Raw genomic sequence first — 11,810 nt, 5'->3', positions numbered from 1 at the left:
GGCGCTGGGCTTCATCAGCCCGGCCCTGGCGGGGCTCGCCTTGTTCACGGCCGTCCCGGTGGTCGTGTCGATCGTGATGAGTCTGCACAACTGGCCCGCGTTCGGGGAGCGTTCGTTCGCCGGGTTCGACAACTACGTAGAGTTGTTCACCCGGCATCCCGACTTCTGGCCCGCTCTGCGCAACTCGGCCGTGTTCACCGTGCTGTACGTGCCGATCAACCTGATCGTGGCGCTGTCCTTGGCGCTGGCGCTGTCGCCGCGGATCCGGGGACGAGGCGCGTTCAGAGTCTTGTTCTTCATCCCCGTCGTGACGCCGATCGTCGCGAACGCCCTGATCTGGAAGATGATGTTGCAGCCGCAGGGGCTGTTCAACGGCGTATCCGTCTCGGTATTCGACATCGAGCTGCCGAACTTCCTGGCTCACCCGCAGTGGGCGATGGTCATGGTCGTGATGATGTCGGTCTGGCAAGGCATGGGCTACAACATGCTGATCTTCTCCGCTGCCCTGGAGCAGCTGCCGGCCTCGGTGGTCGAAGCGGCACGGATCGACGGCGCCAAGGGATCGAGAATGATCCGCAGCGTCGTCCTGCCTCTGCTGTCTCCCGCAATCTTCTTCGCGACCGTGATGACGATCATCACCTCGTTGCAGGTCTTCGCCCAGCCGCAGCTGCTCACCGGAGGCGGACCGGGGAACGCGACCATCCCGCTGGTCCAGTTCATCTACAACCAGGGGTTCGCGTTCCAGAACCTGGGTTTGGCGGCCGCTGCCGCGTGGGTGTTGTTCGTGCTGATCATCCTCATCACGGCAGTGCAGTTCAAGGCACAGAAACGGTGGGTGCACTATGAGCACTGAGACGGTGGCCGCCTCGCCCGAGCCGGACGGTGCGGCGCGCAAGCCCGGCAAGCGCCGAGAAGCGCTGGACGAAAGCGTCGCCGGGGACTCCCGCCGTGGTGTACGTACCGTCCTGGCTCACATCGCCGTCGTCGTGGCCGCCGCGATCTTCGCGCTGCCGCTGGTCTACGCGTTCTTCTCGGCGCTCAAGCCGAACACCGAGGTGTTCTCCACACCGCCCGGGCTGTTCGGCTCCGAGGTGCGGTGGAGCAACTTCGCCGATGTGTTCACCTACGGTCCGTTCGCGACCTACATCATGAACTCGTTCCTCGTCGCCACGGCAGGCACCCTCGTGGTCCTGGTGGTCTCCACCACCGCGGGCTATGCGTTCGGGCGGCTGCGCTGGCGCGGACGGGACCTTGTGTTCGTCCTGTTCCTCGCCACCCTGATGGTGCCGCAGGAAGTCCTCGTCGTCCCGATGTTCATCCTCATGCAGTGGTTCGGATGGGTGGACAGCTACCAGTCGCTGATCTTTCCGTTCGCATTCACGGCCTTCGGCACCTTCCTGATGCGGCAGTTCTTCCGCGGCATCCCGTACGAGCTGGACGAGGCGGCCCGGGTCGACGGCGCCAGCGCATTCCGCACGTTCCTGCAGATCATCCTTCCGCTGGCGAAGCCGGCGGTGGCGGTGCTCGCCGTCTTCACCTTCCTCTCGTTCTGGAACAGCTACCTGTGGCCGCTCATCACCGTGGTCGACTACGACGCACACGGAACGCTTCCGATCGGCCTGGCGTCCTTCTCCGGCCAGCACGGCACCCGCTGGGATCTGCAGATGGCCGCGGCCATCATCTCCATGATCCCGACCACGATCATCGTGATCGCTCTCCAGAAACACCTGGTCAAGGGGATCTCCACCGCCGGCCTTGGAGGGCGCTGAGTGGGTGGTGCACGACGGCGGCCCGTGGTCGCGGGTATCGACATCGGTGGGACGACGACGTCGGCAGTGCTCATGGACGGCGAAGGTGCGGTCGTCGGGCATGCGTCTGCGCCGACGCCGGCCCGGACCGGTGGTGCCGCGATGCTGGACACCGCCGTCGACGTCGTGACCCGCACGCTCGATGCGTCGGCGTACCGGCTGACCGCGGTCGGTGTCGGCGCCGCCGGCGTGGTGGACCGCCGTAGCGGGATCATCGTCGCGGCGTCGGACTCGTTCCGTGACTGGGCCGGGTTCCCGCTCGCGGAGGAGCTCCGACTGGCGCTCGGCGTGCCGGCCGTCGTCGAGAACGACGTCAACGCGTTCGTCGAGGGCGAGCGTCGCTTCGGCGCGGTGCGCGGGTTCGACGACGTGCTGGCTGTCACCCTGGGCACGGGCGTCGGCGGGGCACTGGTTCTCGGTGGCGAGCTCTACACCGGCCCGAACGGCGCGGCGGGCGAGATCGGGCACGTCGCCGGGTTCGGAGACCGGCCATGTTCCTGTGGACGGACCGGACACTTGGAGACGCTCGCTTCCGGGCGTTCGATCGCCAGACGGTACCTGGAGCTCTCGGCCGGCAGAGCGCACACCAACGACGGACGCAGTCGCGGACGAACCCCGGGCACGGTGTCGTTGACCGCGGCGGAGGTGGCGTCGCTGGCCCGCTCCGGCGATCCAGACGCGGTTGCCGTCTTCGACGAGGCCGGGCGCGCGGTCGGGCGGGCCGCGGTGATGGTGGCGACGCTGATCGACGTGGTGCACGTGGTGATCGGCGGCGGGGTGGCCTGCGCATGGGACCTGCTGGAGCTGGCGTTGAAGGCGGAGATCTCATCGGAGCCTCCGGTCTCCGACCAACCCGTCGTTGTCACCCCGAGCGCCCTGGGTCCGCGAGCCGTCGCCGTTGGCGCCGCCGCCATGGCCGGTGGTTAGCCGCACGCCCGGCCGTGCCAGAAGTGGCCGCTTCGTGGCACCGTGCGCCGAGTAGCCCTGATTCCAACCGCACTGCGCGGCCGAAATCCACTCGGCTGACGTCAATACGACTGGCACCGCATGTGTCGGATAGGCTCGGGCGGGTGGTTGAGACAACGCATGACACCGTGCTCGTGGTCGACTTCGGCGCGCAGTACGCCCAGCTGATCGCGCGCCGCGTACGCGAGGCCAAGGTCTACTCCGAGATCGTGCCGCACACGATGCCGGTGGAGCAGATGCTCGCGAAGGGGCCGAAGGCGATCATCCTGTCCGGCGGCCCCGCCAGCGTCTACGCGGACGACGCGCCGTCGGTCGATCCAGCGCTGTTCGGCGCGGGCGTGGCGGCGTTCGGCATCTGCTACGGCTTCCAGGCGATGACGGTCGCCCTCGGCGGGCAGGTGGCACGGACCGGCTTCTCCGAGTTCGGGCGCACAGTGGTCGACGTCGCTCAACCGGGCACGCTGCTGCACGGCCTTCCCTCCGAGGCGACGGTGTGGATGAGCCACAACGACTCGGTCACCCAGGCACCGGCCGGCTTCGATGTACTGGCCGCCAGCGACGGGACGCCCGTCGCGGCTTTCGAGGACACCGAGCACGGTCTGGCCGGCGTGCAGTGGCACCCCGAGGTCCTGCACACCGAGCACGGCCAGGCGGTCCTGGAGCATTTCCTGTTCAACATCGCCGGAGCCCGGCCCACCTGGACCATGGTCAACATCGTCGAGGATGCCGTCGAAGAGATCCGGACGCAGGTCGGCAGCAAGCAGGTTATCTGTGGCCTGTCCGGCGGGGTCGACTCGTCGATCGCCGCCGCTCTCGTGCAGCGTGCCATCGGCGATCAGCTCACCTGCGTCTTCGTCGACAATGGGCTGCTGCGCGAAGGCGAGGCGGAACAGGTCGAGCGGGACTTCGTCGCCGCCACCGGAGTCGACCTGTACGTCGTCGATGCCCAGGAACGGTTTCTCAGCGCGCTCAAGGGCGTGGAAGACCCGGAGGAGAAGCGCAAGATCATCGGCCGCGAGTTCATCCGCGCGTTCGAGGACGCCGCACGCGAGATCGTCGCGAAGGCCGGCGCCGAGGGCGGCGAGGTCGAGTTCCTGGTCCAGGGCACGCTGTATCCCGACGTCGTCGAGTCCGGCGGCGGTGAGGGCGCGGCGAACATCAAGAGCCACCACAATGTCGGCGGGCTCCCGGAGGATCTTCAGTTCACCCTGATCGAGCCACTGCGGTGGCTGTTCAAGGACGAGGTGCGGGCGGTCGGCGAGCAGCTGGGCGTTCCGGGCGAGATTGTCTGGCGGCATCCATTCCCCGGGCCGGGTCTGGCCATCCGGATCATCGGGTCGGTGGACTGGGAGCGGCTGGAGGTGCTCCGGCGCGCCGACGCCATCGCGCGGGCGGAGCTCGCCGAGGCCGGCCTGGAACGCGATGTGTGGCAGTTCCCCGTGATCCTGCTTGCCAATGTCCACTCGGTGGGCGTTCAGGGCGACGAGCGCACGTACGGGCATCCCGTCGTACTTCGCCCCGTGAGCAGCGAAGACGCAATGACGGCCGACTGGTCACGGCTGCCGTACGAACTCCTGGAGCGGATCTCCACCCGGATCACCAACGAGGTCCGTGAAGTCAACCGGGTGGCCTTGGACATCACCAGCAAACCACCCGGCACCATCGAATGGGAATGATCTGAACGCCTCCCGGCACTACTAGTCACAGGGGTTGTCATCGCAGAAACAATTTGTCGTCGGCGCGTCACATTCCGTTTGACCCGCCGTTGGCGATGCGACATGTGAGCGGCGTGACCTAGTCCCTATGAAAGCACGTCTCGGCCGTCCACCAGGGTTGTTGGGCAGAAGGCCAGCCACACATAGTCGACGCCCGCTGGTGATAGCCCATCGTGGCGCCAGCGGCTACCGTCCGGAACACACGCTCGAGGCTTACCGGCTGGCGATCGACCTCGGCGCGGATTACATAGAGCCGGATCTCGTCATCACCGCCGACGGCGTTCTGGTCGCCCGGCACGAAGCGGACCTGTCAACCTCGACCGACGTGTCGCAGCGCCCCGAGTTCGCCGGCCGCCGGCGGACCAAGCCGCTCGACGGCAAGGATGTGACCGGCTGGTTCGTCGAGGACTTCACCGTCGACGAGATCAAGACGCTATGGGCACGGGAACGTCTCGTCGACATCCGCCAGCAGAGTTCGATGTACGACGATCGATACCGGGTGCCGACGTTCGCGGAGATCACCGGCCTCGCCGCCGAGGCGACCCGTCGTCTGGGACGCACCATCGGCGTGTATCCGGAGCTCAAGCATCCGACTCATTTCGCCGGGTACGGCCTCTGGCATGACACCGCCCTGCTCCAGGACATCGCCAGAGCCGGTCTCGACTCCGGACAGGTCTACATCCAGTGCTTCGAGCCGTCGGCGCTGCACCGGGTCTCCACCCGCACCACCGCGCCGCTCGTCCAGCTGGTCGACGTGAACGGCAGACCGTACGACTGGGAGCATCACGGTCATGGACGCAGGTTCGCCGACATGCTGACTCCCACCGGGCTCGTGGAGATATCGCGCTACGCGGCCGCGGTCGGGGTACACAAATCGCTGGTTCTCCCGCGGGACCCTGACGGACGGCTCGCCCAGCCGAACGGCTTGGTCTCGCACGCTCACGATGCCGGCCTGGTTGTGCACGCCTGGACCTTCCGGAACGAGAATGCTTTCCTGCCGGCGGATCACCGCAGGGGTACGCAGGCGGCGATATTCGGCGATGCGTTCGCCGAGTACGCGGCGTATTTCAAGGCAGGGGTGGACGGTGTCTTCACCGACCACCCAGACACCGCGGTCACGGCGCGCAACGAGCTCTCGGCACTCGTGCCGGTCTCCTGACGCCTAGCCGGCCGCGAGGGCAGGATGCGGATACTCCGTCAGCCCGCGTCTGCATCGCGGTCCCGGCCGCGGCGGAGTTTGCTGATCGACGCGGCGAGTCCGGCGAGGCCGACGGTCACAAAGAGTGCCGGCACGGCGACCTCGACCCCATCAGGCCCGAGGTCGCCGTATTCCAGCAGCATCCAGACGACGACGATGCCGAGGAACAGCAGACCGAAGACGAGCGAGGTGACGTCAGTGTCGTGGCGTTTCATCGGTTGTCCCCTTCGGTCTGCGGCGCTGGCACCCCTACCTGCCCAGTCTCTGACGGGCCCGGCTGCCGGGGCAGTTCGGCCCCGTGGTCCCGTTCAACGACCACCGTGCCCAGCGCGACATCGATGTTCAGCTCGATCGTGCCACCGGCTGCTCCGTCCGAGCTGAGGTCGGTGACCTGCTGGCCGACACCGATACCGGACGCCGACTCGTCGAAGACGGTGTAGTCGCCCATCCCGACGTCCGTATTCGCGACGACGTCGACATTCTCCGGAACGATGACCGTCAACTCGCCGGCGCCGACGTCGATGGTGACATCGGCATGGTCCTCGTCGTCCAGCTGCAGGGCGGAAAGGTCGTAGTGAATCGTTCCTGCCGCATGCTCGAAAGGTTCGGACGGCAAGTCGGCGAGGCTCGCGGGCGCAACGTATGTCGCGTCTCCCCAGGATCCGCCCAATTTACTCAACGCGGTGGCCGGGATGAGCGCCAGGATGAGCAGGAAGCCCAGGAAGATCAGACCGCGAGAGCGGCCGAACCATGTACCGAGGAGGAGCCCGAGGGCGACGACCGCCAGCGGCACCGCCACGTAGAGGGCGGGGTCGACGTCTGCGGCCTGCTCGATCAATGCCAGAACACCTACCGAGATCAGCGCCGAGCAGAAGGTCAGCAGCCCGAGAACAGAACGCGGTCGTTGCCGTTTGTCCAGCGGAGGTGCCTGCTCCGGTCCCGGGACGAGGTAGACGTCGTCGTAGGGCGACCTCTGCCCCCCGGGGATCCCCCAGTCCGGGCCCTCGGGCCAGCCGGTTCCGACATGGGGCTGCGGCCCGCCGGGCGCCGCCCGTCCCACCGGCTCGACGTGCTCCGTCTCTCGCTGCCCGGCTGCGCCAGCTGGCCCGGCTGCCCCCGTTTGTCCAGCCGGCCCGGCCTCTCCAGTGTGTCCGGCCGCGCCAGCCGACCCCGTGACCTCGTCCGCGTCGGGTTCCGGCGTGCGTGGCGCGTTCCCGTCCGCGTCGCCCGACGGCTCTTCGCCGACACCGGCCGTTCCCGGAGGAGACACAAGATCCCATCCCGTGGCGCCGGTCTGTGCCGTGTCGAGCGGCGCCTCGCCGGGTGCGGGCATCGCCGACCAGGGCTCGTACATACCGGCAGCCGGCGGCTCGTACCCGAAGTCACCCGCCTCGTCCGCTGACGTGCCGGTCTCTCCCCTACGCTTCACCAGCATGAACAGTCCACAGGCCGCCAACAGCAGGAGGAACCAGGAGTTCCACGACGAACCGATGATCACGCCGGACGAGATCACCACCACCGCACCGAGAGCCAGCGCCAGCGGAACAGCCGCGGCATCGCGCACCTCTCGCCGACCGATCGCCTGGTCGAGCACGGATGCCGGCTCCTGTTCCGCCGGGATCAGCAGCCACGCGAGGGCGTAGAGCAGCAGACCCACGCCGCCGAACAGCGCGAGCACGCCGGTGACGATCCGCAGGACCAGCGGGTCGACGCCGAGACGCCGGCCCAGGCCACCGAGCACGCCCGCGATCACGCGGTTCGACTGGCTGCGGCGGAAGGTGCGGAGTTCTTCGGTCATCCCGCCAGTGGTCGTATCGGTGCGTCCGCCTGGCGACGGGTTGGACGGCATCTCGGTCATGACATCGATACTGCCGCGAACTTCGCCGTGTCACCATCGGGGATCACCCTGAATGCTCCCGGACGAGCTCAGGGGCTTCCCTCATGGCGGCGAACGCCTCCGCGTGTGAGTATCAAGGTATGAGTGTTGCGCCTAAGCCGTCGTCCGCCTCGAGGGCGGACGGCTCAGGCGCGCGCGCAGAGGGCGGGACGCCCAGGTTCGCGCGCCGCTCCGACGGGCGGCTCGTCGCTGGGGTCGCTGCGGGCGTCGCCAGACACCTCGGGTTGCAGCCGATCACGGTGCGCGTCGCGTTTACCCTGCTCAGCTCGTTCTCCGGGTTCGGCCTCGTGCTCTACCTCGCGTTGTGGATCTTCACACCGTCGGACCAGGTTCTGGCGAAACGCGCCGAGGATGCGGCTCCCGCCGGCATCGCCGCCGCTACCCGCGCGAACATGCGCCGACGCCGCACACTCGTGCAGCGCTCCGGGGACCTCGGCCAGTTTGCCGCGCTCGCACTGCTCGGCACCGGCACGATCTTCGCCTTCGGGCAGACGCCGCTCGGCATCAGCCCGGAATACGTCGTGCCGATGATGCTCGCCGCGGGTGGCCTCACTCTCATGTGGCGTACCGCGGATGCCAAGGAGCGGCAGCGCATGACCGCCCTGTCGCCGCGGTTCCCGCTGCTGGGCGCCGTGACGGGCAGCGGCCGCATCGCCGTGCTGCGGATCAGTGCGGGCGTGATGGTGGTGGTCGTCGGCGTCATCGTGTTCCTCGCCGGGCAGGGTGAGCTGGACGCGACGGTCGACGCACTCTCCGGAATCGTGGTGCTGCTCGTCGGCATCGGGCTGATACTCGGTCCGTGGCTCTGGCAGCTGTGGCGGACGGCCGAGACCGAACGTCGCCAGCGCATCGTCACCCAGGAGCGCGCCGACGTCGCCGCCCACCTGCACGACTCGGTGCTGCAGACGCTCGCGCTCATCCAGAAGCAGGCCCATGACCCGCGCACGGTGATCAAGCTCGCTCGCGGCCAGGAACGCGACCTGCGCAACTGGCTGTACGGAGACCGCAGTGAGGACGAGTCGTCGCTGGCGGCCGCGTTCACCACCGCAGGCGCCGAAGTAGAGGACTCCTTCGGCGTGCCCGTCGAGGTGGTGACGGTCGGCGACGCACCGATCGACGACATCGGGCGCGCCCTGCTCAACGCGGCGCGAGAGGCTGCCGTCAACGCCGCCAAACACTCCGGCGCCGACAAGATCGACATCTTCTTCGAGGCCATGGACGACGGCATCGAGGTCTTCGTCCGCGATCGGGGCGCCGGGTTCGATCTGGACCAGATCCCCGAGGACCGGCTCGGTGTCCGGCGATCGATCATCGACCGGATGGAACGCCACGGCGGAAGCGCCCGGATCCGTTCCGCGCCCGGCGAGGGCACTGAGGTCAAGCTGCTGTCCAAGAAGGCGTGAGAAGAGGAGCTGTTCCTGCCGGTACCGTGGATAGCAGCGGAATGGTGGGAAGACAACGTGGAGGACGACGTGAGTGAGCCCAACGACCCCAGCGGTGAGGCTCGTACCGGACCGGTGCGAGTGGTGCTGGTCGATGACCACGCGATGTTCCGCACCGGTGTCCGTGCTGAGCTGAGCCAGTCCAGCGATACCGTCGACGTCGTCGGCGAGGCCGCCGACACGGCCGAGGCGATCAAGGTGATCTCCCAGCTCCGGCCCGAGGTCGTGCTTCTGGATGTCCACCTCCCTGGCGGTGGCGGTGGCGAGGTGCTGCGGCAGCTCCACCCGGAGGTTCCCGACGTCAAGTTCCTCGCGCTGTCGGTATCGGATGCCGCCGAGGACGTCATCGGCACCATCCGTGCCGGCGCCCGCGGCTACGTGACCAAGACGATCACGGGCGACGACCTGGTCGGCGCGATCGTCCGTGTGGCCGACGGCGACGCGGTGTTCTCTCCCCGTCTGGCCGGCTTCGTATTGGACGCGTTCGCCGGCTCCGAGGCGCCCAGCGTCGACGACGATCTCGACCGGCTGACGCAGCGCGAGCGGGAGGTGCTGCGGTTGATCGCCCGCGGCTATGCGTACAAGGAGATCGCCAAGGAGCTGTTCATCTCGGTCAAGACCGTGGAGACCCACGTGTCGGCGGTGCTGCGCAAGCTCCAGTTGTCCAACCGCTACGAGCTGACCCGCTGGGCCACTGACCGCCGCCTCATCTAGCGACGCGCTCCACCACCAGGCGGTTCCGCCATGGCCACGATGTCCTCTCGCGGCAGGGCCGACATGGCCTCGATCGCGTTCAGAAATCCTCGCCGATCGTCCGGTGGCAGCATCGCGAGCAGGCGGTTCTCCTTCTCCTGGATGTCGGCCTGCGTCGAGCTGTGTACCTCGCGTCCTTCTTCCGTGATCGACAGGAGCCGCGCGCGACGATCGGCAGGGTCGCGCTCACGGACGATGAGCCCGGCCTCCTGGAGCTCGTCAAGGGTGCCGATGATCCGCGTCTTGTCAGCGCCGATCGCCTCGGCGAGCGCCGCTTGAGTGCGCACGGGGCTCTCCCGCAACGCGGTCAGAACGACGTACCCCCACATGGATACTCCGTGCGCGTCCAGCACGGGTAATTCGACTGCACCGAGCGCGCGCATCACCTGGCTGAGCATGGCGGCGAGGTCGCGCCGTCCACCATCCCTTTCCGTCATGTGAGGACCATACCCATTGACAATAATAAGCGAGCGCGTATTATATGTACATGCCTACTAATGATGTCCCGCAGGAAGTCGCCGACGCACTACGCACGCTGGACGACCTGGCAGCCCGCCCCGATGTCGATCTGGTCGCGCTCGATGCGCAAGCCGTCCGCACCAGCATTGACCTGGCGACACGAGCGACGCCGGCGGACCTGACCAGGCCGACGCCGTGCGCCGGATGGACATTGAATGACCTGCTCGCCCACATGACCACGCAGCACTACGGCTTCGCGGCCGCATCCACCGGCGACGCCGATCCAGCGCAATGGCAGCCGCGCCCCGTCGGGGACGATCCGGTCGCGGCCTATCGCGCCTCGGCGGAACGTGTGATCGAGGCCTTCTCCGTCGACGGGCTGCTCGGCCGCGAGTTCCCGCTGCCGGAGTTCTCCACGGACAACACGTTCCCGGCGGCGCACGCCATCAGCTTCCACTTCATCGACTATGTGGTGCACGCCTGGGACGTCGCCCGGACACTGGATCTACCGGTGCACTTCGAACCGCCACTCCTCGACGCCGCGCGCGTGGTCGCCGGCATCGTGCCGGGGGGCGAAGCACGGCTCGCCCCCGGCGCCGCGTTCGGCCCGGAGGTTCCCTGGTCCGGCGGGTCAGCTCTCGACGAGATCGTCGCGATGCTCGGACGCTCGCCTGCCTGGCCCCAATGAAGGCCACCGCACGACGCGGGCTGCCAGCCCTCACGAACCGAGATGTAGGTCATCGCACGGCCGGGCAAGGCGCCACTCTCCGTCGAGGAACAGACCGCTGGGCACCTCACGACGTCATCGGCGGGGCTCCAAAATCAGCAGCGAGACAGCCGGCAGGGCAAGCGCTACGGTGAGCCGGAGCGAGCGCTCGACCGGCGTCACCTCACGTGTCGGCTCGCATTGCTCCAACCCTTGGCGCGCCTTGATCTTCTCCAACTCACTCGGGGTCGGGTCCTGCGGCGATCCCAGGGACTTCCACACGGTGTGCGCGTTCGAGTGACCGGCGTCGATCCGGTAGTGCTCGAGCACGTAGCTGCCGGCCGCGAGCCCGGTGATCTCCACGGTGACGTCGGCCGGCGTCTCATCGTCGTGGAACTGGTCGTCGACGTGCCGCCACACGACGACGGCGACCCGCCCCTCCGGACCATCACCGGAGCGCGACGCGAGCACGTCGATCTCCTCCGGCATGCCGTGCGCGAGGGCGACGGTGTTGTCCGGAGTGAACGCGGCGTCGGACACCGCGTCCAAGCGGCGCTCGCCCAGGTGCGCGAAGATCCGGTAAGCGTTGAGGAACGGCTTCTCCACCCCACCGGCGGTGGCCAGTGCCCGCGTGCCCTCGAAGTAGCGCTCGCCTTCGAAGTAGAAGCTCCAGGTGGTCGCCTGCTGGATGTTGCTCTGGCGCTCGGCGTTGAGGTCGAGCACTTTCTTCATCAGCTTCGCCTGGAACGTCGGGTAGTACTCGGTGTTCTGGAACGCGAAGTTTGCGTTGTCGTAGACGCTGTGGTGCGCGGGAACTCCGGCGTCACACTCGTCGACGAGCGTGGGAAGCGCTGCGTATTCATCGA

Annotated in this window: 12 protein-coding genes; 8 read left to right on the top strand and 4 right to left on the bottom strand. The window is 67.8% G+C overall.

Annotation, left to right across the window (positions count from 1 at the left end; translation table 11 throughout):
• The 5 genes from ELR45_RS19340 to ELR45_RS19320 all read left to right on the top strand — a co-directional run.
• On the top strand, positions 1-853 hold an 853-nt coding region (locus ELR45_RS19340; protein ID WP_205856878.1), incomplete at its 5' end, for a carbohydrate ABC transporter permease.
• The gene (locus ELR45_RS19335) at positions 843-1,769 is read left to right on the top strand and encodes a carbohydrate ABC transporter permease (protein ID WP_129667838.1); all 927 of its coding nucleotides are present in this window, start codon (positions 843-845) and stop codon (positions 1,767-1,769) included. The genes ELR45_RS19340 and ELR45_RS19335, both read left to right, overlap by 11 nt.
• On the top strand, positions 1,770-2,735 hold the full coding sequence (locus tag ELR45_RS19330; protein ID WP_205856877.1) for an ROK family protein: 966 nt from the start codon (positions 1,770-1,772) through the stop codon (positions 2,733-2,735).
• A 143-nt stretch (positions 2,736-2,878) separates the two neighbouring features.
• Positions 2,879-4,450: a glutamine-hydrolyzing GMP synthase gene (gene guaA / locus ELR45_RS19325; RefSeq protein WP_129667837.1), complete on the top strand. Its 1,572-nt coding sequence runs from the start codon at positions 2,879-2,881 to the stop codon at positions 4,448-4,450.
• A 199-nt stretch (positions 4,451-4,649) separates the two neighbouring features.
• The gene (locus tag ELR45_RS19320; protein ID WP_165367927.1) at positions 4,650-5,648 is read left to right on the top strand and encodes a glycerophosphodiester phosphodiesterase family protein; all 999 of its coding nucleotides are present in this window, start codon (positions 4,650-4,652) and stop codon (positions 5,646-5,648) included.
• Between the two features lie 38 nt (positions 5,649-5,686).
• Here the strand turns inward: ELR45_RS19320 and ELR45_RS19315 are convergent, their stop codons facing one another.
• Both ELR45_RS19315 and ELR45_RS19310 read right to left on the bottom strand, forming a co-directional pair.
• Positions 5,687-5,902, bottom strand: a complete 216-nt coding sequence (locus tag ELR45_RS19315) for a hypothetical protein (RefSeq protein ID WP_129667835.1) — start codon at positions 5,900-5,902, stop codon at positions 5,687-5,689.
• Positions 5,899-7,545 carry a PspC domain-containing protein gene (locus ELR45_RS19310; protein WP_129667834.1) on the bottom strand — a complete coding sequence of 549 codons (1,647 nt, stop codon included), beginning with the start codon at positions 7,543-7,545 and terminating at the stop codon, positions 5,899-5,901. Before ELR45_RS19310 ends, ELR45_RS19315 begins: the two co-directional genes overlap by 4 nt.
• Positions 7,546-7,664: 119 nt before the next feature.
• Here ELR45_RS19310 and ELR45_RS19305 point away from each other — a divergent pair, with 119 nt between their 5' ends.
• Positions 7,665-8,987 (top strand): ATP-binding protein, encoded by a 1,323-nt coding sequence (locus tag ELR45_RS19305; RefSeq protein ID WP_165367926.1) that lies wholly within the window; start codon positions 7,665-7,667, stop codon positions 8,985-8,987.
• Between the two features lie 69 nt (positions 8,988-9,056).
• A complete protein-coding gene (locus ELR45_RS19300) occupies positions 9,057-9,740 on the top strand; it encodes a response regulator (protein ID WP_276320705.1) in 684 nt (227 codons plus the stop codon).
• Here the strand turns inward: ELR45_RS19300 and ELR45_RS19295 are convergent.
• Positions 9,737-10,216, bottom strand: a complete 480-nt coding sequence (locus tag ELR45_RS19295; RefSeq protein WP_129667832.1) for a MarR family winged helix-turn-helix transcriptional regulator — start codon at positions 10,214-10,216, stop codon at positions 9,737-9,739. The two genes, ELR45_RS19300 and ELR45_RS19295, sit on opposite strands and share 4 nt — an antisense overlap.
• A 50-nt stretch (positions 10,217-10,266) precedes the next feature.
• On the opposite strand from ELR45_RS19295, the gene ELR45_RS19290 reads away from it, so the two are divergent.
• A complete protein-coding gene (locus tag ELR45_RS19290; RefSeq protein WP_129667831.1) occupies positions 10,267-10,926 on the top strand; it encodes a TIGR03086 family metal-binding protein in 660 nt (219 codons plus the stop codon).
• Between the two features lie 114 nt (positions 10,927-11,040).
• Here the strand turns inward: ELR45_RS19290 and ELR45_RS38405 are convergent.
• The coding region (locus tag ELR45_RS38405) for a GH39 family glycosyl hydrolase (protein WP_205856876.1) at positions 11,041-11,810 on the bottom strand (770 nt) is incomplete at its 5' end.

The organism is Phytoactinopolyspora endophytica (assembly GCF_004138495.1).
Lineage (GTDB): Bacteria > Actinomycetota > Actinomycetes > Jiangellales > Jiangellaceae > Phytoactinopolyspora > Phytoactinopolyspora endophytica.
The sequence above is the reverse complement of the archived record's forward strand: the minus strand, read 5'-3'. Positions and strand labels throughout refer to the sequence as shown.

What these genes read in the sequence shown, in the direction of transcription:
- ELR45_RS19310 (WP_129667834.1), bottom strand. Translation starts at nt 7,545, where the DNA reads ATGACCGAGATGCCGTCCAACCCGTCGCCAGGCGGACGCACCGATACG.
- ELR45_RS19315 (WP_129667835.1), bottom strand. Translation starts at nt 5,902, where the DNA reads ATGAAACGCCACGACACTGACGTCACCTCGCTCGTCTTCGGTCTGCTG.
- ELR45_RS19335 (WP_129667838.1), top strand. Translation starts at nt 843, where the DNA reads ATGAGCACTGAGACGGTGGCCGCCTCGCCCGAGCCGGACGGTGCGGCG.
- ELR45_RS19295 (WP_129667832.1), bottom strand. Translation starts at nt 10,216, where the DNA reads ATGACGGAAAGGGATGGTGGACGGCGCGACCTCGCCGCCATGCTCAGC.
- ELR45_RS19305 (WP_165367926.1), top strand. Translation starts at nt 7,665, where the DNA reads ATGAGTGTTGCGCCTAAGCCGTCGTCCGCCTCGAGGGCGGACGGCTCA.
- ELR45_RS19290 (WP_129667831.1), top strand. Translation starts at nt 10,267, where the DNA reads ATGCCTACTAATGATGTCCCGCAGGAAGTCGCCGACGCACTACGCACG.